Source organism: Planomonospora sp. ID82291 (genome assembly GCF_015711645.1).
GTDB lineage: Bacteria > Actinomycetota > Actinomycetes > Streptosporangiales > Streptosporangiaceae > Planomonospora.
The window spans coordinates 88,114-110,947 of the sequence record NZ_JABTEX010000004.1; the positions used below are offsets into that span (position 1 = coordinate 88,114).

Below are 22,834 nucleotides of genomic sequence, written 5' to 3' on the forward strand. Positions count from 1 at the left end.
CGCTGCACGCGGAGACCGTTCTTCCGGCGGCTCGGGGGTGATCTTCTCTCCGGGCCTCGCCCCGGGCTCGCACCGTCCCCGGGTCGCTCCTGCGAGGGGGGCCGGAGGTACTCGTCCCCGTCAACGCCTTGCGGACTCAAACGATAACGCACCGGGTACGCCGAGGGCTTCCCGATATCCCCGGCTCCCGACATCCGTAGGTCCGGGGATTGAGAGGTGAAGGGCGGGATAGTACGGGATCGGTAAAGACGCCGGTGGGTCGTTTGCCGTTCTGTTATGAGCGACCTAAGCTGCCCGCACCGTCTTACCGCATCGGTAGGGGTCCCACCGAGTGAGGAGGCCGACATGGCCACGACCATTCGCGCAGACAAGAGCGCGGTAGCGCCGTCCCAGAACGGCCTCGCCGCGCAGTGGACCGAGGAGGAGCTCGCGGAGGTCCGCGGGCGGCTGGCCTCCGAGATCGAGGAGCTGACCCTGGAGATCGCCCGGGCGGAGTCGGAGATCGCCTCCAGCGACGTCACGGACGGCGCGGGCGACGACCAGGCCGACGCCGGAGCCAGGACGTATGCGCGGGAACGCGAGATCGCCCTTACCCTGAATTCGCGCGACCTGGTCGCGCAGAACGAGCGAGCGATCGCCCGGATCGACGCGGGGACCTACGGAGTGTGCGAATCGTGCCACCAGCCGATCGGAAAGGAGCGCCTGCAGGCGTTTCCGAGGGCGACGCTGTGCGTGGCCTGCAAGCAGCGGGAGGAGCGCCGCTGACCGACGACGGTGCCCTGGGCGGCGCCGGCGGTGCCCCGGACGGCGCCGCGGGCGGCACGGCGGGCGGACCCACGGGCGGTACGGCGGGCGGATCCGCGCGCGACAGGTCGGGCGGTGAGCCGGGCGGCACGGCGGGCGGACCCGCGGGTGACGAGGCGCACGGCGCGGCGGGCGGCGCCCCGGACGGCATCGTGACCGGCGGGACGGACGGGGCCGCGCCCGGCGGGACGGACGGGGCCGTGACCGGCGGGACGGACGGGGCCGCGGGAGCGGATGCGCCGGCCGCCCCCGCCGGAGCGCGGCGCATCGCCGTGCTCGCGACGATCGCCCCCATCGTCTACCTCCTCGACCTGGTCACGAAGACGGTCGTGCTGAAGGCCCTGGAGGGCCGGGATCCGCTGGTGGTCATCCCGGACCTCCTCCAGTTCCGGGTGATCTTCAACTCCGGTGCCGCCTTCAACATCGGCACCGGCATGACGATCGTCTTCACGTTCGTCGCGGCGGCGGTGGTGGTCGCCATCCTGCGCACCGCGCGGCACCTGCGCAGCCTGCCCTGGGCGGTCACGCTCGGCCTGCTGCTCGGCGGAGCGCTCGGCAACCTGACCGACCGCGTCTTCCGCTGGCCCTCGGGCTTCGGCCGGGAGGCGCCGTTCCAGGGGTACGTCGTCGACTTCATCGAGACCTTCCCCGGTCGCTTCCCCGTCTGGAACATCGCCGACGCGGGGATCGTCTGCGGCGGCATCCTCGCGGTCTTCCTCGCCTGGCGGGGCTACCAGATCGACGGAACGCGCGACACCGGCCGAAAGGAGCAGAACGACAATGGCTGACCAGCGGAGCCTCCCGATCCCCAACGGGCTGGAGGGCGAGCGCCTCGACGCCGCCCTGTCCCGGCTGTTCGGCCTCTCCCGCACCCGCGCGGCGGAGCTGATCGCCTCCGGCGACGTGCTGGTGGACGGATCCACCGCGGCCAAGTCCGACCGGGTCCAGGGCGGGGAATGGCTGGACGTGACGCTGCCGCCGCCGCCCGCCGCGCCGATGCCGGTCGCCGAGCCCATCCCCGGCATGGCGATCCTCCACGAGGACGACGACATCATCGTCGTCAACAAGCCCGTCGGCGTGGCCGCCCATCCGACCACGGGCTGGACCGGGCCGACCGTCATCGGCGGCCTGCTGGGCAGCGGGCACCAGGTCGCCACCAGCGGCGCCGCCGAGCGCCAGGGCATCGTGCACCGCCTGGACGCCAACACCACCGGCGCGATGGTCGTGGCCAAGAGCGAGCACGCCTACTCCCACCTGAAGCGGGCCTTCAAGGAGCGCACGGTCGACAAGCTCTACCACGCGCTGGTCCAGGGGCACCTCGACCCGCTGCGCGGCACCGTCGACGCGCCGATCGACCGCCACCCCTTCGGAGACGGCCGGTTCGCGGTCGTGGCGGGAGGCAAGGAGTCGGTCACCCACTACGACACGATCGAGGCGTTCCGCGCCGCCTCGCTGCTGAGCATCAAGCTGGAGACCGGCCGGACGCACCAGATCCGGGTCCACATGTCGGCGCTGCGCCACCCGTGCGTCGGCGACATGCTGTACGGCGCGGACCCCACGCTGGCCGCGCGGCTGGGCGTGACCCGGCAGTGGCTGCACGCGGTCTCGCTGGGCTTCGAGCACCCGTCGACGGGGGAGTGGGTCGGCTTCACCGCGGACTACCCCGCCGATCTGGCGCACTCCCTGAAAGTCGTCAGCGGCGACTCCTAGGGGCGGTTCTTCGGCTTCTTGACCTTCTTCACGGCCGCGCCCGGCGGGTCGGCGCCCATGGCGTTCGCCCCGTTGCCCGGAGCGACCTGGCCGGGCGGGTCCGCACCGCCGTCCTGGCCGTCGCCGTCATTCCGCTCGTTGCCGTTGCCGTTGCCGTTGCCGTTGCCGTTGTCCTGGCCGTCGCCGGGCGGATCCTCTTCCGCTGTGTCCCCGCCGTCCCCGCCGTCCTCGCCGTTCCCGGAGGGCTTCTGGGAGGGTTTCCGCGAAGGCCCGGCGGTGGGGCCGTCCGACGGTTTCCCGGAAGGCCTCTCGGACGACTCCTCCCGGGGATCCCCCGTCGGGTGGACGGCGGGCCGTGTGCCGCCGGACCCGGCCGGGTGGGGATCGGTTCCCACCGTGTCGGCGGCGGGCGGCGCGGTGCGCTCCTTCGCCGGGACGCTGGCCCGCACGCTGGTCTGCACGGTCGGGCCCGCCGGGCGCGCTTCTCCCGCCGGCCCCTGCGCGGTGACCCACGCCATCCCTCCGGCGGACAGGGCGATCGCGATCGCGGACGCGACGGCTCCGGTCATGACCGAGCGGCGCCGGGCGGAAGGGACGGCCCGGGGAGGCGGTAGCCGTCCGGCGGGTGATCCGGTCTGCGGCGGGTTCGGCGGCGCCCCGGCCGGCGCGGTCCCCGCCGGCCCGGTTTCCGCCGCCCGCGCCTCCGCCGGCCAGGGGGGCGCCACGGGCACGGCGTGCGGCGCCGGCCCCGCCGGGAGCGCGGCGGGGACCGCCGGGCCGGGACCGCCCCCCGGCTCTTCGGCGGGGCCGCGGTCGCGGGCCGTCAGGTCGATCGGCATGGTCGGGTCGGGCGCGGTCCCGTCCACGATCGCCCGCAGGGACACGCACGCCTCCTGGGCGGACATGCGCAGCCGGGGATCCTTCCGGAGCAGGCCGGAGATCACCGGTCCCAGGGATCCGGCGTACCGGAGCGGAGGCGCAGGCTCGTGCATGACCGCGGCGAGCGTGGCCAGGGGATGGGCGCGCTGGAAGGGGGAGCGCCCCTCGACCGCCATGTACAGCGTCACACCCAGCGACCACAGGTCGGAGGCGAACTCCGCGGGACCGCCGCCCGCCCGTTCCGGTGCGATGAAGGCCGGGGTGCCGATGAGCGCCCCGGTCCGGGTCACGGAGGAGTCGCCCTCCAGCATCGCGATGCCGAAGTCGGTCAGTACCGCTCTGCCGTCGGCGGCGAGCAGCACGTTGTCCGGCTTGACGTCGCGGTGCAGCACGCCCACCCGGTGCGCGGCGACCAGCGCGCCGAGCATCTCCAGTCCGATCCTCGCCACCCGGGCCGGCGGCAGCGGCCCGTCCTCCCTGATCACCGCGCCGAGCGTGCGGGAGTCCACCAGCTGCATCACGATCCAGGGACGGCCCCGCTCCTCGACCACGTCATAGACCGTCGCGACGCACGGATGGCCGACCCGGCCGGCCGCACGCGCCTCCCGGAGCGTGCGGACGGTGAAGACCTCGCGTTCGGGTCCCGTCAGATCAGGGGAGGGGACGACCTCCTTGACGGCCACGTTCCGGCCGAGCACCTCGTCCCGGGCCCGCCAGACCGTGCCCATACCCCCCCGGCCGATGTGTTCCAGCAGCCGATACCGGTCAGCGATGAGCTCCTGAGAATCGGACATGGGCTCGGACTACCCTGGATCGAAGGGGGTAATCGGGACGTTTCACGTGGTCCGCTGCCGAGCACCGCCGTCGCGGAAGGCCTCGGTCCCGGCCGTGGACCGCGCGGTGGGCCCGACCCGCAGCGGCGAGGGCTCCACCCGCAGCAGCCGGGCCGCCCAGTCGGGCAGCCACCAGTTCCAGGGGCCCATCATCGCGACCACGGCCGGGACGAGGACCCCCCGGATGAGGGTCGCGTCCAGCAGGACGCCCAGCGCCAGGCCGCTGGCGAACACCTTCACGTCCAGTTCGGGCGTCATGGCCAGGGCCGCGAAGGAGGTGAACAGGATCAGCGCGGCCGAGGTGACCAGGCGGCCGGTCCGGCCGACGCCCTCGACCACCGCGCGGGCGGTGTCGCCCGTCCTGTCGTACTCCTCCCGCATCCTGGCCAGGATGAACACCTCGTAGTCCATGCTGAGCCCGTACAGGAAGGCGAAGACCGTCAGAGGGACGAACTCGCCGATCGAGCCGGTGGGCTGGATGCCGAGCAGTTCGCGGGTGCCCCAGCCGTACTGCCAGAGCAGGACCATCGCGCCGATCACCGCGCCCAGCGAGAGCAGGTTGAGCGCGATCGCCTTGAGCGGCAGCAGCAGGGAGCGGAACGCCCGGGCCAGCATCGCGAACGTGGCCAGCGCGATCAGCGCGAGCATCCACGGGAAGGCCCCGTAGGCGTGCTCCCGGAAGTCCATGCTCTGCGCCGCGCCGCCGCCCACCCGGACGGTGCCCGGTACGGCCCGGCGGACCCTGGCGATGGTCTCCTGGCCCGCGTCGCTCCCGCTCTCCGCGACGGGGAGCACGGTGACGACCGCCGTGCCGGCCCGCCGCCAGGACGGGTTCTGCGGGGCGAGCACGGTGGAGACCCCCTCGACGGCCCGGATCCGCTCGACCGCCCGTGCGGGGTCGCCGGTGACCAGCACGTCGAACGGGGTGAGGGAACCGGCCGGGACGCCGGCCCGCCGGAGCGCGGCCAGCCCCTCGTATCCGGGCCCCGAGGTGCGCAGGTCGCCGCTCTCGGGCAGGCCGAGGTCGACGCCGAACGCGGTCACGGTCAGCGCGACCAGCAGGCCGCCGGAGAGCAGGGCGGCCGGCACGCGCAGCCGCACGACCCCGCGCGCCCAGGCCGACCAGGCGCGCCCGGCCTTCGCCTCCCGGCGGTACGGCGTGCCCGCCGTGTCCGCTGTGTCCTTCGCGTCCGCCGTGTCCGCCGTGTCCGCCGTGTCCGCCGTGTCCGCCGTGCCCGTCGTGTCCGTCGCGTTCTTCGTGTCCGCCGGGTGGGAGGCGTCCGCCGCGTCCTCCATCTCTGGTGCGCCGGATGCGCCCGCCGTACCCGGCGGAGGGACGGGGGCGGGTCGGGCCCGCCGGCGCTCCAGCCGCCGCCCGGTCAGGGCGAGCAGGACCGGGAGCACGGTCAGCGTGACGGCGACGCTGACCGCCGCGATGACCATCCCGGCCAGGCCGAGGCTGCGCAGGAACGGCACCGGCAGGACGACCATGGTCACCAGGCCGATCGCGACCGCCGCCCCGCTGAACAGCACCGCGCGCCCGGCGCCGCGCATCGCCCGGTGCACGGCCTCGTCGCCGCGGTGACCGCGCGCCTGCTCCTCCCGCCACCGGGCCACCAGCAGCAGCGAGTAGTCGATGGCGATGCCCAGACCCAGCAGCGGCATGGTGGTGAGCGCCACGTCGTGCACCGTCGTCACCAGCGTCAGCAGCAGGATCACGGCGAACGAGGTGAAGACCGCCAGGACCGAGATCAGCAGCGGCACGAGCGCCAGGGCGGAGCGGAAGACGCCGAGGAGCACGAGCACGGCGGCGGCCGCACCGACGCCGATCTTGGCGGGGACGTCCACGCCGCCCGCGTCCACGCTCGGCGCGAGGGCGTCCAGTCCGGTGACGTGGACGGTGCTGCCCGCCGGCAGGACCGGGGCCATGGCCGCGGTGATCACGGGGCTCTCGTCGGGCGTCTCGCCCAGTCCGCCGCCCGGCGGGCTGCCGTCGGAGGAGGTGCCGGGGAAGACCAGCCCGAAGACGGTGCGGCCGTCCGCGCCGACGAGCCGGGCGTCGCCGGTGTCGGCGTAGGAGACCACGCGGGCCTCGGGCAGTTCCGCCGAGACGGCCGCGAACGCCCTGCCGATCACCTCCCTGTTCTCCTCCGCCCGCATGCCGCCGGGCAGGACCACGACCGGGACGAAGGGGCGCTGGTGGCCGCCGTTGCCGTAGAGGCGGACGATCTCCTGGTTGGCCTCGAAGGCGGGCATCCCGGGGTGGGCGTACTCCTCCGACAGGCGCTGGATCGCGAACGGGGTCGCGGCCAGCCCCGCCAGGAACGCGCACACGGCCAGCAGGGTCACCAGCCGCCTGCGCCGCAGGACGAATGCCGAGAGTCTCTCCATGGCCCCAGTGCAGCAGAATGATCTTCAGTGGCCGTGCGGCCGTTCTGGGAGAACCCTGTGGATCGCGGTTTCACAGGGTTCTCCCAGAGCTTTCGAAGATCGATCGCGGGAGACTGGCGGGGTGAGCCGGATACTGGTCGTGGACGATGAGCCCTACCTCGCCGATCTCGTGGCGACCGCCCTGCGCTACGAGGGGTTCGCGACGGAGACGGCGGGCACGGGCGCGGCGGCGGTGTCGCTGGCGGAGACCTTCCGCCCCGACCTGGTCGTCCTGGACGTGATGCTGCCCGACGTGCTCGGCACCGAGGTGTGCCGGCGGATCCGGGCGGCCGGGTCGGAGGTCCCCGTGGTGTTCCTCACCGCGCGGGACGCCACCGAGGACAAGATCGGCGGACTGACCGCGGGCGGGGACGACTACGTCACCAAGCCGTTCAGCCTGGAGGAGCTGATCGCCCGGATCCGGGCGGTGCTGCGCCGGACCCGGCGCACCGGGCCGGAGACCGGCCGCCTGGCCTTCGCCGGCCTGGTCGTCGACGAGGACGCCTACGAGGTCCGGCGGGACGGCCGGCGCATCGACCTGACCCCCACGGAGTTCAAGCTGCTGCGCTTCCTGACCGCGAACGCGGGCCGGCTGGTCTCCAAGCGGCAGATCCTCGACCACGTGTGGGAGTACGACTTCGGCGGCAACGACGGCGTCGTGCAGACGTACATCAGCTACCTGCGCCGCAAGGTCGACTCCTGCGGGCCGCCCCTCATCCACACCGTGCCCCGCGTGGGCTACGTCCTGCGGCTGCCCCGGGAGGACTGATGCCCGACCGCGCCTTCCGGGTCGACCGCGCCTCCCGGGTCGACCGCGCCTCCCGGGTCGACCGCGCCTCCCGGGCCGACCGCGCTGGGAGGCGCTTCCGCCCGGTCGCGTCCCTGCCTGTGCCCCTGCCTGTGCCCCTGCCCGTGTCCCTGCGCGCCCGGCTGGTCGTGACGGTCGTCGGCCTGGCCGCCCTGGCCCTCGCCCTGGTCGCCGGAGCCGTCTTCGGGGCGCTGCAGGACTGGCGCGGACACCACGGCGCCCGGCTGCTCGCCCTGGACACCCCGGAGGCGCTGCTCGCGGCCTCCGAGGAGCTGACCGGGCGCGTCGCCCGCGTCCTGGCCGTCTCCTCGGCGGTGGCCCTGGCGGGCCTGACCCTGCTCGCGGCGCACCTGGTCCGCCGGGGCCTGCGCCCGCTGGACCGGATCGTGGAGGCGGCGGCGGACATCGGCGCGGGCGACCTCGACCGCCGGATCGAGGCGGCCCCGGCCGGGAGCGAGGTGGGCCGCCTCGGCCACGCGCTCAACGCGATGCTCGGTCAGCTCGAACGGGCGTTCCGGCAGCGCGAGGAGTCGCAGGAACGGCTGCGCCGCTTCGTCGCCGACGCCTCCCACGAGTTGCGCACGCCGGTCGCCACCATCCGGGGCTACGCCGAGCTGTTCCGGCGCGGCGCGGCCGGCCGGCCCGAGGACCTGGCCAAGGCGATGAGCAGGATCGAAGCGGAGGCGACCCGGATGGGCGCGCTGGTGGACGAGCTGCTGCTGCTCGCCCGCCTGGACCGGGGGCGCCCGCTGGAGCGCGCCCCGGTCGAGCTGACCGCCCTGGTGGCCGACGCGGTGGCCGACACCCTGGCGATCGAGCCGGACCGGCCGCTGCGGACCGAGCTCCCGGGGCCGGTCGAGGTGGCCGGAGACGCCGCCAGGATCCGCCAGGCGGTCGGCAACCTGCTGGCCAACGTGCTCGCCCACACTCCGCCGGGCGCCCCGGCCGTGGTCCGGGTGCGCCGGGACGGCGGCGAGGCGGTCATCGAGGTCGCCGACGAGGGGCCGGGCCTGACCGAGGAGCAGCGGGCGCGCGTCTTCGAGCGCTTCTACCGCGCCGACCACGCCCGCGGCGGGGAGCGCCACCGGGGCGGGGCCGGGCTCGGGCTGGCGATCGTGGCCGCGGTCGCCGCCGCCCACGGAGGCCGCGCCGAGGCGGACTCCCGGCCGGGGCGGGGCGCGGTCTTCCGCGTGCGCCTCCCGGGGGTCACACCGGGGGTCACACCGGGGATCACAGCCCCGCCTGACGGAGCAGGGCCGTGACGGCCGCCGCCGCCACCAGCACCACCAGGAACGGCGCGCGCAGCAGCAGCGCGACCACGGCCGCGCCCAGCCCGGCGGTGCGCGGCCAGTCGAGCTCCAGCGCCCGGTCGCCGGTGAAGGTCTGCACCGCGATGAGCGCGGCCAGCAGCGCCACCGGGACCAGCGCGGCGAAGCGCTGCACGCCGGGGTGGTCGAGCACCCGGCGCGGCGCCGAGAGCCCGGCCAGCTTCAGCGCGTAGCAGCCCAGGCTGACGGCCGCCACGGCCTGCCACACGCTCATCGGCACCCCTCGCGTCCGGAGCGGCGGAGAGGGAGGCCGCCACGTCCGGAGCGGCGGAGGGGGAGGCCCCCGTGGCCGGAGCGGCGGCGCGGGCGGTCCTTTCGGCCGTCCCGGTGGCGGGGGGACAGGGGGGTGCGGGTCAACTCGGCCTCCTCAGCAGTACGGTGAGCACGGCCACGGCGGCCAGCAGCACGGGTACGCCCGCGGGGGTGAACGGGGTCGCGGCCAGTGCGATGGCCGCACCGCCCGCCGCGATCATCCGGAGCTCCCGGGCCTCGGGGCCGGAGCCGGTCAGCCGGGGCCAGAGGATCGCCAGGAACGTCGCCGGACCCACCACGTCCAGCCCGAACACGGCCGGATCGGCCACCCGCGAGGTGCCCAGCGCACCGAGCAGGGTCGTGGCGTTCCAGGTCAGGTAGAGGCTGGCGAACGTGACGAGGAACCCGGTCCGGGCCGACTCGGCGTCCGGCTGGGCCAGGGTCACCGCCGTCGTCTCGTCGATCACCCCGTGGGCCAGCGGGAGGCGGCGCCAGCCGCGGGCGCCGAGCAGGCCGGACAGACGCAGGCCGTACAGGCCGTTGCGGACGCCGAGCAGCAGCGCGCCCACCGCGCCCGCGGCCAGGTTCCCGCCGCCCGCGACGACTCCGGCCAGGGCGAACTGCGAGGCCCCGGTGAAGGCGAACAGGCTCAGCACGCACGCCTGGGCCGTGCTCAGCCCGGCGGTGACGGCGGCGGCGCCGAACGCGATCCCGGAGAGCCCGACCGCGATCCCCACGCCCAGCCCGTCCCGGATCGCCGGGGAACGAGTGGTCATCTCCATGCCCGTGAGGCTATGCGCGGTTCAGCGGTGGTTCTTGTACGTTCCTGCGCGCTGGTAGGCGCCCGGCGGCACGCCCACGACCCGCTTGAAGTGCCGGTTCAGGTGGGCCTGGTCGGTGAACCCGACCTCGGCGGCGACCTGCGCGGCGGGTGTGCCGGCGTCGAGCAGGGCGCGCGCCCGCCGGACCCGGAGCGCGTTCAGGTACGTGTGCGGGGGCAGGCCGGTGGCGGCCTTGAAGGCCCGGAGCAGGGCGAACGGCCGTGCCTGCACGGCCAGGGCCAGGTCCTGCAGGGTCGGCGGGTCGACGAGGCGCGTGTGCAGGATCTCCCGGGCCAGCCGCACCGCGCGGTCGCCGGCGGGCAGCGGCGGCCGGGCCGGGCGGCGGGCGGCGTGGTCGCGCACCAGCGCGCCGAAGGCGGTGCGGGCCAGGGTGGAGGAGGCCAGGTCGTCGCCGCGCTCGGCGGCCCGGTGGGCGGCGCGCAGCAGGGCGGCGGCGTGCGCGCCGGAGGCCCCGGAGACGACGGCCTCGGGGAAGTACGGCGTGCCCCGCCCGGCCAGCAGCTCCGCCGCGACGCCGGCGATCACCTCCACGGACGGGTAGAGCATCCGGTAGGTCCAGCCGCCCGGCACGCCCGCGTGCCCGTCGTGCGCCTGCTCGGGGTCGACCAGGACCAGGGACCCGGCCCCGGCGCGGTGCCGGGCGCCCCGGTAGCCGAACTCCTCGACCCCGGACAGGATCACCCCGATCGCGTACTGCTCGTGCACGTGCCGGGTGAACCGGTGCGTGACGTAGCGGGCCGTGAGCAGGTCCACCCCGGGCAGCGCCGGGCTCCGCCAGAAGCGCGCCGCCTCCGCCGGAGCCGTTCCGGCCGCCGGGTCCGCCGGGTCCGCGGACGACGCCGGGTCCGCCGGGTCCGCGGACGACGCCGGGGTCACGGCTGGAACGTCTCGGTGAACCGGTCGAAGTACGCCCGGTTCCACCGCGCCGCCGGGCTCTCCCAGTAGATCGCGTACGGCGTGCCGTCCACGGTGCGGAACCCCCGGTCCACGACCCGGGTCGGCACGCCCTTGCTGGTGTAGGTGAACTCCCAGTCGGCGGCGGCCAGCCCCCGGTAGTTCAGCGGGCTGATGCCGATCCGCCGGTAGCCCGGCCGGATCTTCCGGATGACCTTCTCGACCTTCTCCCAGTGCCTGACCGGGTCGAGCTCGGGGTCGTCGGTCGACTCGACCCACAGGAAGCTCGCCGCCCCCGGCGCCCGGAACTCCACCCGGTCGCGGTCGGCGGCGCGGACGGCGGTCCAGTTCTTCGGGACGGCGATGCGGAAGCCCATCTCCGGGTCCTCGTACCACCGCCAGCCCTTCGGGAGCCGCGGCGCGGAGGGGGTGGGCGCGGCCGTGGAGCCGTCGGACGGCCCGCCGGTCGGCCGGTCGGCCGGTGCGGTGGGCGCGCCGGACTCCACGGCGCCCGCGGGCCGGGTCGCCGCCGCCGGGGTCCGGCCGTCCGGGAGCACCAGCCAGCCGCCCACGCCGAGGACCACCGTGAGCACCGGTACGCCCACCATGAGCGCGATCTGCCCGGTCCGGGGCCGCGCGGGAGACGCGGGGCCCCCGTCGCGTCCCCGGCGGCGGGCTCCGCCGGAGCGCGTGGGCTGGGCCTGGTAGGCGGGTTCGCCGGGGTGCCCGGGGTGGCCGGGGTGGCCGGGGTGGCCGGGGTGCGGGTGCTCCACCGGGGCGCCCGGATGTCCGGAGGGTTCGGCGTATCCGGGCTGCGCCGGGCCGCCGGGGTGTGCGGACTGTCCGGGGTGTGCCGGGCCGCTCAGCCGCCCGGACTGCGCCGGGCCGCCGGGCGCGGGCGGTGCGCCGTACGGCGGCGCCGTCTCGGCGCGCGTGGGCCGGTCCGCGGGGGAGGGGCGCCCGGCGGCCGCGCGGCCGGACCGCGACGGGCGCCCGCCGCGCGGCGGACGCGCCGCCGGCGCGGGCGCGGAGGGGGCCGCGAAGGAGGCCGGGTAGGACGGCTCCACGGAGGGCGGCGGGGGCGGCGGCGCGCCGTCGGGCACGGTGCGACCGGCGGCGGCGAGGGTGAGCAGGGCCTCGACCTCGTCGGCGCCCATGCGGGCGGCCGGCTCCTTGGCCAGCAGCCCCAGGACGGCCGAGGCCAGCGGGCCGGCGTGGGTCAGGGGCGGCGGCTCGCCGGCCAGGACGGCCATCATGGTCGCGGCGGGGGTGGCCTTGTGGAAGGGCGGGTGGCCCTCCAGCGCCGCGTACAGCGTGGCGCCGAGCGACCACAGGTCCGACTCCGGCGTGGCGGGCAGGCCGTGGAGCCGCTCGGGCGGCAGGAAGGCGGGGGTGCCGACCATCCCGCCCGTCCGGGTGATCCCCGGCTCGTGCGAGGTCGAGGCGATGCCGAAGTCGGTCAGCACCACCCGGCCGTCGTGGGCCAGCAGGACGTTCTCCGGTTTGACGTCGCGGTGCAGCACGCCGGCGGCGTGCGCGGCCAGCAGCGCGCCCAGCACGCTCAGGCCGACGGCGGCCACCTGGTCCGGGGGGAGCGGTCCCCGCTCGCGGACGGCCTCGCCCAGCGAGCGCGAGCGCACCAGCTGCATGACGATCCAGGGCCGCCCGCCCTCCTCGACCACGTCGTGCACGATGATCACGGACGGGTGGTCGAGCCGGCCGGCGGTCTTGGCCTCCCTGACCGTCCGCTGGTTCAGGTCGGCCCGCGCCTTCTCGTCGACGCCCCGGTAGCGGACCTCCTTGACCGCGACGACCCGGTCGAGAAGCTCGTCATGGGCGCGCCAGACGACGCCCATCCCGCCTTCACCGATGGGTTCGAGCAGGTGGTACCGGCCCGCGACCCTCCGTTCGGTCATTGTTCTCGACTCCCTCCCCGGCTCACGAATCGTAGCCGGTCGGGCGGGACTTCACTTTTTCGACGAGAAGGTCGCCGCGAAGCCCTCGAACAGCTTCAGGTTCTTCTTCCACTTCGAGGCGGGGGTGTGCCAGTAGATCGCGTACCCTCGGCCGCCCTTGGTGATGAACCCCCGGTTGAGCACGCGGACCTTGCCGTAACCCGGCTCCCAGGTGAACTCCCAGTCGGCGGCGTCCTCCATGTAGTCGACCTTCTCGATCCGGATGCGCTTGTAGCCGGGGAATCCGCCGCGGGCCTGGGGCTCGTACACGTCCCAGTCCTTCTTCGAGTCGGGCCCCGGGCTGTCGGTGTACTCGATCATGAGATAGCTCCTGCGGTCGTCGGGACCGCGGAACCGCACCTGGGTGCCCTGCCGCCTCTCGACCTTCCAGCCCTTGGGCAGGCCGACCGAGAACCCGTTGGGGTCCTTGTGCATGCGCCAGCCGGAGGGGAGCTTCGACCCGTCCTTCTTCTTCTCCTTCTCCTCGGTCTTCTCGCTCTTCGACGGGGAGGGCGTGGGAGAGGACGGGGTCTGCGAGGAGTCCCCGCCGCCGGGCTCGCCGGACTCGCCCGATCCTCCGGGCTCGGTGGGGCTTCCGGCGGGCGCGGACGCGCTCGGCCGGCTCCGCCCGGCCGCGCCGCCGTCGTCACCGCTGTTCATGCCGATCCAGACGCCCACGCCGCCCACGAGGACCAGGGCGCCCACCACGATCGGCAGGGCGCGCCGGATCCCCGGGGGCGCGGTGAGGCCGGTGCCCCCGGCGAACGCGCCGGTTCCCAGCCGCGTCCGCTCCTGGTCGGCGGGGTCGGCCTCCCGGACCGGCTCAGGCCGGGGCGCGGGCGCGGGTACGGCCGGCGGCCCGGAGTCGGCGGACTCTTCGGGGACCAGGCTCCTGACGTACTTCCTGATGTCCGGGGACGGGGACGGGGACGGGGGCTCGGAGGCGGCGGACGGGTCGCCGGAGGCCGCCGGAGCCTCCTGGGCGGCGTCGCCGGACGGGGGCGCGTCGCCGGAGTCGGCCGCGGGGGCCGGGGGGACGGCGGGCGCCCCGCCCCCGGCGGGAGCGGGGCCCTCGGCGGGGCCGGCGGCGGGGCTCGCGGCGTCCCGGGCGGAGGACGCGGCCCCGGCGGCGGACGGCGGCACGACCTGCCCGGTCTGCGGGATCACCGCGGCGGCGCTCGCGGACACGGCTCCCGCCTCCCGCTGCTGCGCGGGCGCCGCACGCTCGGCGGCGTCCTTCTCGGCGTCCCCCTGCTCCCGGGACGGCGTCCCCCGCGGCGCGGGAGCGTCCGTACGGCCGCCGCCGGGCGGCGGGACGGGTCCCTCCCGCTCGGGCGGGGTGACGGGTCGCTCGCGGGCGGGCGGCACGGCCGGGCCCCCGGCGGGCCGGGCGGGCGGAGGCGGCGTCGCGGGCGGGCGGGGCGCCGGGGTCCCGTAGGGCTTGCGCCGCTCGGGAGGCGCGGGCGGGCCGTCCCCGGCGGGAGCGGCGCCCGCCGGGGAGGACGAGGAGGAGGCGGCGGGGCGGATCAGCCACGGCTGCGTGGGGGAGCGGCCCTCGGTGACCTTCCGCAGCATGGCGGAGGCCTCGGCGTAGGTGAGCCGCTGGACGGGCTCCTTGCGGAGCAGTCCCTCCAGCACCGGCAGCAGCGGGCCGGCGTTGCGCGCCGGGTCGGGCGGGTCGGTCATGACCGAGTGCATGGTGGCCAGCGGCATCTTGCGGTCGTGCGGGGACCTGCCCTCCACGGCCGCGTACAGCGTCGCGCCGAGCGACCACAGGTCGGACTCCCGGCGGGCGGGCAGGCCGCGCAGCCGCTCCGGCGCGATGAACGCGGGGGTGCCCGCCACGCCGGTCATGGTCAGCGTGCTCTCCGAGTCGAGCTTGGCGATGCCGAAGTCGGTGAGCACGACCCTGCCGTTCGGGGCGAGCAGGACGTTCTCCGGTTTGACGTCGCGGTGCAGCACCCCGGCGTCGTGCGCGCTCTGCAGGGCCCCCAGCAGGGCCAGCCCGATCTCGGCGACCCGCCGGGGGGGCAGCGGCCCGTCCTCGCGCAGCACCTGGCCCAGCGAGCGGGACGGCACGAGCTGCATGACGATCCAGGGCTGCGCGTTCTCCTCGATGACGTCGTAGACCACCACGACGTTCGGGTGGGTCAGCCGGGCCGCCGCGCGGGCCTCCCGCAGGAGCCGCTGGTTGAGCGTCTGGACGTCCTCACCGAGGGCGGCGGAGTAGCGGACCTCCTTGATGGCGACGGTCCGGTCGAGGAGCTCGTCGTGCGCCTTCCAGACCGTGCCCATCCCGCCGCGCCCGATGGGCTCCAGGAGATGGTAGCGGCCGGCGACGCGTCGCCCTTCCTGGTTCCCCTCCGACTGCATCACCCGCGTTGACCTCCCTCACAGTGGAGAAGATCCTCCCATAAACGGGGATCCGCCCCGACCCTCCGCGCGGCTGTAGTGCCCTACCTGCCGGGAGGGCCGGACCGGCGCGTGATGTGTCCGCCATCCGAGACGGCCGTCCCGTCCTGTGGCGAATCGGACGGAGGTGGCCTAAACTCGTCGGTATGAACCGCTGTTCCGCGTTTATCAGGCCGGCTCCGGAGAGCCGGTCGCCCGACGCGTGACCCAGCGACCCTCCTGAGCCGGCGCAGGCAGAGACGACCCGTCTCTGCCTTTTTCGTTTCTTGCACCTCGCCGGCCCGCGGGACGCGCGCCGGCTTGAGCATCGGGGAGCCGAGATGTCGTTGACCGCACAACCGACCGCACAACCGACCGCACGCGCGGAGCGCGCAGCCGTACGCCTGGGGGCCCTCGTGCTGGGCGCCGGCCCGGCCGTGGTGATCGGCGGGCCCGGCGCGGACGCGCGCTGGATCGACCTGCGCGGGCGCCGGGGCGGGCCCGCCGCCGGCACCGCCGCCGAGGCCCTGGCCGAGGTCCGCGCCCGCTGGTCCGGGCCGGTTCTGGTGGAGCCGGCCTGCGCCGACGACCTGCCGCAGATCGCCGCCGGGGCCGACGGCGTCGTGGTCGGGGCGGCCTGGACGCGCGACCTCCGGCTGGTCAGGGGGGTCTCCCGGCTCGGACTGCCGGTGATCGTCCAGCGCGGTCCGACGTCCGTGGAGGAGTGGTTGGCCGTCGCCGACTACTGCGCCGCCGACGCCGGGGACCGGATCGTGCTCTGCGAGGGCGGCGGGCGCGGGCGGCCGGGCCCTGCGGCGGCTCCCGACCTGGCCCTGCTGCGCGAGGCCCGGGAGCGGTCCGGCCGCCCGGTCCTGGCGGGGCTGGGCGACGATCCGGCGCTGGCCGCCGCCGCGGTCGCGGCCGGGGCCGACGGGCTGCTGCTCTCCCCGGACCCGCCGCGGGAGGCCACCGCCGCCGCCCAGGAGGCGGTGCGGATCGTCGGCGCGCTGACCCGCAGGGAGGAACCCGCCTCCGTGCCGGACGCCCGGAGCGCCATCGACCGCGTCGACGCGGCCCTGGCGGTGCTGCTGGAGCGCCGGGCCGAGCTCGCCGGGACGATCCAGCGGCTCAAGCCGGTCGGCGGGTTCGCCGGACGCGACCCGGAGCGGGAGCGCCGCCTGGTGGCGGAGATGGCCCGGTGGGCCCCGTCCCTGGGCGAGGCGCGCCTGGCGCCCATCATGAAGGCCGTGATCGAGGCCGGGCTGCACCTGGCCGAGGAGCGCCGCGGCGGGGGGCGGTACGGCGGGGCGGCCGGCGGGCAGGACCGCGGGCGGAGCGCCCCGGGGCCGGCCGGACGCGCGTAAGCTTCCCTTCGCCGACGCGGGACAAGGGGAGAGGCGGGGCCGCATGTCAGACTCGTTCGTGCACCTTCATGTTCACACGGAGTACTCCATGCTCGATGGAGCCGCCCGTCTGAAGCAGATGTTCAAGCAGGTCGGCGATCTGGGCATGCCCGCCATCGCGATCACCGACCACGGCAACATGCACGGCGCGTACGACTTCTACAAGCAGGCCACCGGGGCGGGGATCAAGCCGATCATCGGCATCGAGGCCTACGTCGCCCCCGCCTCCCGGCACCAGAAGAAGCCGGTGCTGTGGGGCGAGCCGCACCAGAAGAAGGACGACGTCTCGGCGGGCGGCTACTACACCCACATGACGATCTGGGCGCGCAACGAGCGCGGCCTGAAGAACCTCATGAAGCTCAGCTCCCGCGCCTACACCGAGGGCTTCGTCCGCAAGTGGGCCCGGATGGACGCCGAGATCCTCGCCGAGCACGCCGAGGGCCTGATGGCCACGACCGGCTGCCCGTCGGGCGAGGTGCAGACCCGCCTGCGCCTGGGCCAGTACGACGAGGCCCTGGCCGCCGCCGCGAAGTACCAGGAGCTGTTCGGCAGGGAGAACTACTTCCTGGAGATCATGGACCACGGCCTGGAGATCGAGCGCCGGGTCCGCGACGGGCTCACCCGCATCTCCACGGAGCTCGGCATCCCGCCGCTGGTCACCAACGACTCGCACTACACCTACGAGTCGGACGCGACCTCCCACGACGCGCTGCTGTGCATCCAGACCGGCAAGCAGCTGTCCGATCCCGACCGGTTCCGCTTCGACGGCAGCGGCTACTACATCAAGACCGCCGACGAGATGCGCGCCGTCGACTCCTCCGACCTGTGGGCCGAGGGCTGCCGCAACACGCTGCTGGTGGCCGAGAAGGTCGAGCCGGAGGGCATGTTCGGGTTCAAGAACCTGATGCCGACCTTCCCGATCCCGGACGGCATGACGGAGGAGGAGTTCTTCCGCCAGGAGGTCTGGGAGGGCATGAAGCGCCGCTTCCCCGGCGGCGTCGACGACGAGCACCGGGCCTGGGTCGAGAAGGAACTGGCCGTCATCGTCCAGATGGGGTTCCCGTCCTACTTCCTCGTGGTCGCCGACTTCATCATGTGGGCCAAGCGCAACGGCATCCGGGTGGGGCCGGGCCGGGGCTCGGCGGCGGGCTCCCTGGTCGCCTACGCCCTGGGCATCACCGACCTCGACCCCATCCCGCACGGCCTGATCTTCGAGCGCTTCCTCAACCCCGAGCGCGTCTCCATGCCCGACGTCGACATCGACTTCGACGAGCGCCGGCGCGGCGACGTGATCCGCTACGTGACCGAGAAGTGGGGCGCCGACAAGGTCGCCATGATCGCCACCTTCGGCACCATCAAGGCGAAGGCGGCCATCAAGGACGCGGCCCGCGTCCTGGGCTACCCGTACGCGCTGGGCGACAAGGTCTCCAAGGCGTTCCCGCCGGCGGTGATGGGCAAGGACATCCCGCTCTCGGGCATCTTCGACAAGGACCACCCGCGGTTCAACGAGGCCGGCGAGCTGCGCAAGCTGTACGACGAGGACGTCGACGTCAAGGCGGCCATCGACCTCGGCAGGGGCCTGGAGGGCCTGATCCGGCAGACCGGCGTGCACGCCGCCGGCGTCATCATGTCCTCGGAGGTGCTGACCGACTACATCCCGATCATGCGCCGCGACTCCGACGGCGCGATCATCACGCAGTTCGACTACCCGACCTGCGAGACGCTCGGCCTGCTGAAGATGGACTTCCTGGGCCTGCGCAACCTGACGATCATCGACGACTGCCTGAAGGCCATCGAGGCCAACACCGGCACCATGATCGAGCTGCTGGACCTGCCCCTGGACGACGCCAAGACCTACGAGCTGCTCTCGCGGGGCGACACGCTCGGCATCTTCCAGCTCGACGGCGGCGGCATGCGCTCGCTGCTGCGCCTGATGCGCCCCGACAACTTCGAGGACATCTCCGCGGCGCTCGCGCTCTACCGGCCCGGTCCGATGGGGGCCAACTCCCACACCAACTACGCGATGCGCAAGAACGGCCAGCAGGAGATCACCCCGATCCACCCCGAGCTGGAGGAGCCGCTCCGGGAGATCCTCGACACGACCCACGGCCTGATCGTCTATCAGGAGCAGGTCATGGCGATCGCGCAGAAGGTCGCCAACTACTCCCTCGGCGGCGCCGACCTGCTCCGCCGCGCGATGGGCAAGAAGAAGAAGTCCGAACTGGACAAGCAGTTCGAGTTCTTCGAGAAGGGCATGAAGGACAACGGCTTCTCCGCCGCGGCCATCAAGGCCCTGTGGGACATCCTGCTGCCGTTCTCCGACTACGCCTTCAACAAGGCCCACACCGCCGGCTACGGCCTGGTCTCCTACTGGACCGCCTACCTCAAGGCCAACTACCCGGCCGAGTACATGGCCGCGCTGCTCACCTCGGTCAAGGACGACAAGGACAAGTCGGCGCTCTACCTCAACGAGTGCCGCCGCATGGGCATCACGGTGCTCCCGCCGGACGTCAACGACTCCGACTTCGACTTCACCCCGCGCGGCACCGACGTGCGCTTCGGCCTGTCGGCCATCCGCAACGTCGGCGGCAACGTCGTCGACGGGATCATCTCCGCGCGCAGGGAGAAGGGCCGCTTCACCGACTTCAAGGACTTCCTGCGCAAGGTCCCGGCGATCGTCTGCAACAAGCGGGTGATCGAGTCGCTGATCAAGGCCGGCGCGTTCGACTCCTTCGGCCACGTCCGCAAGGGCCTGGTGATGGTCCACGAGCAGGCGGTGGACGCGATCATCGACATCAAGAAGAACGAGGCGATCGGGCAGGACTCGCTGTTCGGCGCGGTGGACGGGGCCGAGGACCAGACCTTCGACGTGCAGATCCCGCCGGGGGAGTGGGACAAGACCACCCTGCTGGCGTTCGAGCGGGAGATGCTCGGCCTGTACGTCTCCGACCACCCGCTCTTCGGCGTCGAGCACATCCTCGCCGCCGGCGCCGACTGCTCGGTCGCCGCGCTCCAGGACGACGGCCGCCCCGACGGCCAGATCGTGACGGTCGGCGGCATCCTCTCCGGCGTCCAGCGCAAGGTCACCAAGAAGGGCGACACCTGGGTCCTGACCATGCTGGAGGACCTGGAGGGCGCCATCGAGGTGATGATCTTCCCGTCGGCCTACCAGCTCTGCTCGACGATCCTGGCCGAGGACGCCATCGTCTTCGTCAAGGGCCGCCTGGACAAGCGCGAGGACGTCGGGAAGATCATCGCGATGGAGGTGACGGCGCCCGACCTGACCACCGAGGCGGGCGGGCCGCTGCTGGTGAGCATGCCGCTGAACCGCTGCACGCCCCCGGTGGTCGGCCGCCTCAAGGAGGTCCTGACCACCCATCCCGGCACCACCGAGGTCCGCCTGCAGATCCACAACGGCCCGCGGACCACGGTGATGCGCCTGGACGACCGCCTGCGCGTCGCGCCGTCCCCGGCCCTGATGGGCGACCTCAAGCAGCTGCTGGGCCCGGCCTGCCTGGGGGCGTGAGCCGCCGCCGGACCGGCGGACGACCTCGACGGCCGCTCGGGCGGCGCCGGCCCGCGCCGCCCCGCCCGGCCCGGCCCGCGCGTCACTCCCCCTCCGGAAGCCAGGTGTCCTTGGCGCCCCCGCCCTGCGAGGAGTTGACGATCATGCTGTCGGCCGGGGCGACGCGGGTCAGCGCCGCCGGGGGCACCTGCGCCGTCTCGCCGAGGCAGACGAAGGCCCGCAGGTCCACCACGCGCGGGCTCAGCCGCTCCCCGTCGAAGACCGGGTGGGTGGAGAGGCGGACCGTCTCCTGGGCGACCCACCGGTCGGGGTCGGCGAGGATCCGCCCGCGGACCTCGCGCAGCTCCCGCGGGGAGGCGTCGGGGCCGATCACCACCCCCTGTCCGCCGAACCCGTCGACCGGCTTGACGACCAGCTCGGCCAGCCGGTCCAGCACCTCCCGGCGGTCCTCGGGGTCCCGGCACAGGTAGGTGGTGACGTTGCCGATGAGCGGCTGCTCGCCCAGGTAGTACTCGATGAGCCGGGGCACGTACCGGTACAGGGACTTGTCGTCGGCGACGCCGTTGCCCGGCGCGTTGGCCAGGACCAGCGCCGAGCGCTCCACCGCGTCCAGGATCGCCTCCCCGGCGGGAGCGGCCAGCAGCTCGTCGGTGTCGATGCGGCGGTAGAGCACGTCGACCGGGCGGCCGGCCGCCGCCACGCGCCCGTCGCGGACCTCCAGGTCGGCCGGGCCGACCAGGACCGCCCCCAGTTCCTCGGCGAGCATCCGGTGCTCGTAGAAGGCGGAGTCGCCCGGTCCGGCGGAGACCACGGCCAGGGACGGCGAACCGCCCCCGCCGGCCGCCTCCAGCGTCTCCCGCAGCAGGCGCAGCGCGCCGGCCGGGTCGGCGAACCCCGGTCCGGGGACGAGCTCGGGCAGGACCTCGGCCGTCAGCCGCCGGTTGGCGACGGCGTAGCCGAGGCCGGAGGGCACCCGCAGGTTGTCCTCCAGCACCGTCCAGCGGCCCACCTCGTCGCGGACCAGGTCCAGCCCGGCCACGGCGCAGCGCACGGCCTCGCGCGGCACCCGCCGCCCGGCCTCCCGGTAGCCGGGGGACTCCTCGACCACCCAGGCGGGGAGCACGCCGTCGGCGATGACGCGGCGCTCGCCGTACACGTCGTGCAGGAACGCCTCCAGGGCGCGCACCCGCTGCGGCAGGGCCCGCCGCAGGCCCTCCCACTCGGCGGGCGGGACCAGCCGCGGGACCAGGTCGAAGGGGAGGATCCGGCGCTCGTCCTCGCCCTCGACCGGGAAGGTCATGCCGTGCTCGCGCTGGTGGCGGTCGCGCCGCTCCTCCCGCGCGCGCAGGCCGCGCGCGCCCAGCCGGTCGAGGACCCGCAGGACCGGCTGGTACGGCTCGCGCACCGTGCCCTCGATGACCACCTCGTCGCCGACGGCCGCGTAACCGTCGAGCAGGCCGGTGCGCATCCGGGGCGACGGGCCGCCGAAGGCGGTCTCCCACTCCTCCGAACGGGTCTCGGCGAGCACCAGGTCGACCACGTCGGAGAGCCGGCCGGCGCGGGCGAAGGCGGCGCGCTGGCGGGCCGCGGAGCTGCCCCGCGCCAGCGCCTCCTCGGCCAGGGAGGTCACGAGCTCCCAGTCGCCGGTCTCCTCCAATTGCGGCCGCAGCCCGGCGACCATGTCCCGCACCACCTCGGCGGCCGGCCGGGGCAGCCCGTCGGCCGGGTCGACCAGCGCGCCCTCCAGCCCCGAGCGGGCCGCCCGCCACGTCGCGGCGCGCACCATCTCCAGCCGGACCCGGCCGCCCGTCCCGGCCGCGATCGCCTCCAGCTCCCGGGCCACCAGCGCGCGGAACAGCCCCGCGATCAGCACGATGTCGCTCACCAGGGGGCAGGCGTCGCACAGCCGCAGCTCGACCGTGGGCACGTGGGCCGAGGGCCGGACGTCGAAGTAGACCATGCCGGGATCGCTGATCACCCCCGAGCGCACGAGTTCGTCGACCACCCGGTCGTACTCCGCGGCGGAGGAGAAGGCGGCCACCGGCCCGGCGGTGGGCCAGCGCTGCCAGACGAGCGGGCGGTAGCCGGCGTAGCCGGTGTCGGACCCCACCCAGTACGGCGAGCTGGTGCTCAGGGCCAGCAGCGGCGGCAGCCAGGGGGCCAGCCGGTGGGCCACGGCGACCGCCAGGTCCCGGTCGGCGACCTCGGCGTGCACCTGGGTCCCGCAGATCAGCTGCTCCCGGGTGAGCAGCTGGTAGTCGGCGAGCATCTGCTCGTAGCGCGGATCGGGGGAGATCTTCAGCGCCTCCAGGTCCACCAGCGGCACGGTCCCGGCCGCCGCGATCCCCAGGCCCGCCCCGTCGGCGGCGCGGATCACCGTACGGCGCAGCGCGGTCAGGTCGTGGCCGAGGTCCTCCAGGCGGACGAAGGGCCGGCTGTTGGCCTCCACCACCGAACGCTGCAGCTCATGGGTGAAGCGGTCCTCGGGTAACCGCTCCAGCAGCACCTGCGCCCGGGGGACCAGGTGCCGGGTCCCGGCGTCGACGACGTGGAACTCCTCCTCGACGCCGACCGCGATCGGCTCCGCGAGACCCGCCATGGTGACCACTCCTGAAGTGCGCAGGCTTACCGAAGATTGACCGGCCTTTGCCCAGAAAACGGGCCTCTGCACTTCAGGAGCGGTCGCCATGACGGTCCGGTCCCTCCCGCCGGACGATCCTCCGCGGTCGGGGACGATCCTCCGCGGTCGCGGGCGGTGGTCGGGGCGGTGGTCGGGGCG

Annotated in this window: 15 protein-coding genes; 7 read left to right on the top strand and 8 right to left on the bottom strand. The window is 74.6% G+C overall.

Going from position 1 to position 22,834, the window contains the following annotated elements:
• Window positions 1-357 precede the first annotated feature (357 nt).
• Genes HS045_RS24960 through HS045_RS24970 form a run of 3 tightly spaced genes read left to right on the top strand, consistent with a single transcriptional unit; the run spans window position 358 to window position 2,514 of the window.
• On the top strand, window positions 358-765 hold the full coding sequence (locus HS045_RS24960; RefSeq protein WP_374191420.1) for a TraR/DksA family transcriptional regulator: 408 nt from the start codon (window positions 358-360) through the stop codon (window positions 763-765).
• Window positions 729-1,592 (top strand): signal peptidase II, encoded by an 864-nt coding sequence (locus HS045_RS24965; protein WP_307827700.1) that lies wholly within the window; start codon window positions 729-731, stop codon window positions 1,590-1,592. Before HS045_RS24960 ends, HS045_RS24965 begins: the two co-directional genes overlap by 37 nt.
• Window positions 1,585-2,514: an RluA family pseudouridine synthase gene (locus tag HS045_RS24970; protein WP_196453918.1), complete on the top strand. Its 930-nt coding sequence runs from the start codon at window positions 1,585-1,587 to the stop codon at window positions 2,512-2,514. Before HS045_RS24965 ends, HS045_RS24970 begins: the two co-directional genes overlap by 8 nt.
• On the opposite strand, the gene HS045_RS24975 is transcribed toward HS045_RS24970, so the two are convergent.
• Both HS045_RS24975 and HS045_RS24980 read right to left on the bottom strand, forming a co-directional pair.
• Entirely contained in the window at window positions 2,511-4,187 is a 1,677-nt protein-coding gene (locus tag HS045_RS24975) for a serine/threonine-protein kinase (protein WP_196453919.1), read from the bottom strand. The two genes, HS045_RS24970 and HS045_RS24975, sit on opposite strands and share 4 nt — an antisense overlap.
• Window positions 4,188-4,229: 42 nt before the next feature.
• Window positions 4,230-6,617 (bottom strand): MMPL family transporter, encoded by a 2,388-nt coding sequence (locus tag HS045_RS24980; RefSeq protein WP_196453920.1) that lies wholly within the window; start codon window positions 6,615-6,617, stop codon window positions 4,230-4,232.
• 121 nt (window positions 6,618-6,738) lie between these two features.
• On the opposite strand from HS045_RS24980, the gene HS045_RS24985 reads away from it, so the two are divergent.
• Entirely contained in the window at window positions 6,739-7,425 is a 687-nt protein-coding gene (locus HS045_RS24985; RefSeq protein WP_307827701.1) for a response regulator transcription factor, read from the top strand.
• A complete protein-coding gene (locus HS045_RS24990) occupies window positions 7,425-8,726 on the top strand; it encodes a cell wall metabolism sensor histidine kinase WalK (RefSeq protein WP_196453922.1) in 1,302 nt (433 codons plus the stop codon). Before HS045_RS24985 ends, HS045_RS24990 begins: the two co-directional genes overlap by 1 nt.
• On the opposite strand, the gene HS045_RS24995 is transcribed toward HS045_RS24990, so the two are convergent.
• From HS045_RS24995 to HS045_RS25015, 5 genes are all read right to left on the bottom strand, one after another.
• Entirely contained in the window at window positions 8,695-9,006 is a 312-nt protein-coding gene (locus HS045_RS24995) for an AzlD domain-containing protein (RefSeq protein WP_196453923.1), read from the bottom strand. The two genes, HS045_RS24990 and HS045_RS24995, sit on opposite strands and share 32 nt — an antisense overlap.
• Before the next feature lie 139 nt (window positions 9,007-9,145).
• A complete protein-coding gene (locus tag HS045_RS25000; protein WP_196453924.1) occupies window positions 9,146-9,826 on the bottom strand; it encodes an AzlC family ABC transporter permease in 681 nt (226 codons plus the stop codon).
• Between the two features lie 21 nt (window positions 9,827-9,847).
• A complete protein-coding gene (locus HS045_RS25005) occupies window positions 9,848-10,762 on the bottom strand; it encodes an AraC family transcriptional regulator (RefSeq protein WP_307827702.1) in 915 nt (304 codons plus the stop codon).
• A complete protein-coding gene (locus HS045_RS25010; protein ID WP_196453925.1) occupies window positions 10,759-12,696 on the bottom strand; it encodes a serine/threonine-protein kinase in 1,938 nt (645 codons plus the stop codon). The genes HS045_RS25005 and HS045_RS25010 overlap by 4 nt, the downstream gene beginning before the upstream one ends.
• Before the next feature lie 51 nt (window positions 12,697-12,747).
• Window positions 12,748-15,108, bottom strand: coding sequence for a serine/threonine-protein kinase (locus HS045_RS25015; protein WP_230884806.1), 2,361 nt, complete (start codon window positions 15,106-15,108; stop codon window positions 12,748-12,750).
• Window positions 15,109-15,467: 359 nt separating this feature from the next.
• On the opposite strand from HS045_RS25015, the gene HS045_RS36440 reads away from it, so the two are divergent.
• Together HS045_RS36440 and dnaE are read left to right on the top strand one after the other, a co-directional pair.
• Window positions 15,468-16,490: a chorismate mutase gene (locus HS045_RS36440; protein WP_196453927.1), complete on the top strand. Its 1,023-nt coding sequence runs from the start codon at window positions 15,468-15,470 to the stop codon at window positions 16,488-16,490.
• Between the two features lie 43 nt (window positions 16,491-16,533).
• Window positions 16,534-20,055 carry a DNA polymerase III subunit alpha gene (gene dnaE, locus HS045_RS25025; RefSeq protein ID WP_196453928.1) on the top strand — a complete coding sequence of 1,174 codons (3,522 nt, stop codon included), beginning with the start codon at window positions 16,534-16,536 and terminating at the stop codon, window positions 20,053-20,055.
• An 82-nt stretch (window positions 20,056-20,137) separates the two neighbouring features.
• Here dnaE and HS045_RS25030 read toward each other — a convergent pair whose 3' ends face one another.
• Window positions 20,138-22,654 (bottom strand): carboxylate--amine ligase/circularly permuted type 2 ATP-grasp protein, encoded by a 2,517-nt coding sequence (locus HS045_RS25030; RefSeq protein WP_196453929.1) that lies wholly within the window; start codon window positions 22,652-22,654, stop codon window positions 20,138-20,140.
• Window positions 22,655-22,834 lie beyond the last annotated feature (180 nt).

Excerpts from the sequence above, each read along its gene's own strand:
- HS045_RS25010 (WP_196453925.1), bottom strand. The coding sequence starts at position 12,696 with ATGACCGAACGGAGGGTCGCGGGCCGGTACCACCTGCTCGAACCCATC.
- HS045_RS24990 (WP_196453922.1), top strand. The coding sequence starts at position 7,425 with ATGCCCGACCGCGCCTTCCGGGTCGACCGCGCCTCCCGGGTCGACCGC.
- HS045_RS25015 (WP_230884806.1), bottom strand. The coding sequence starts at position 15,108 with ATGCAGTCGGAGGGGAACCAGGAAGGGCGACGCGTCGCCGGCCGCTAC.
- HS045_RS24975 (WP_196453919.1), bottom strand. The coding sequence starts at position 4,187 with ATGTCCGATTCTCAGGAGCTCATCGCTGACCGGTATCGGCTGCTGGAA.
- dnaE (WP_196453928.1), top strand. The coding sequence starts at position 16,534 with ATGTCAGACTCGTTCGTGCACCTTCATGTTCACACGGAGTACTCCATG.
- HS045_RS24995 (WP_196453923.1), bottom strand. The coding sequence starts at position 9,006 with ATGAGCGTGTGGCAGGCCGTGGCGGCCGTCAGCCTGGGCTGCTACGCG.
- HS045_RS24980 (WP_196453920.1), bottom strand. The coding sequence starts at position 6,617 with ATGGAGAGACTCTCGGCATTCGTCCTGCGGCGCAGGCGGCTGGTGACC.
- HS045_RS25030 (WP_196453929.1), bottom strand. The coding sequence starts at position 22,654 with ATGGCGGGTCTCGCGGAGCCGATCGCGGTCGGCGTCGAGGAGGAGTTC.
- HS045_RS25000 (WP_196453924.1), bottom strand. The coding sequence starts at position 9,826 with ATGGAGATGACCACTCGTTCCCCGGCGATCCGGGACGGGCTGGGCGTG.
- HS045_RS36440 (WP_196453927.1), top strand. The coding sequence starts at position 15,468 with ATGTCGTTGACCGCACAACCGACCGCACAACCGACCGCACGCGCGGAG.
- HS045_RS24970 (WP_196453918.1), top strand. The coding sequence starts at position 1,585 with ATGGCTGACCAGCGGAGCCTCCCGATCCCCAACGGGCTGGAGGGCGAG.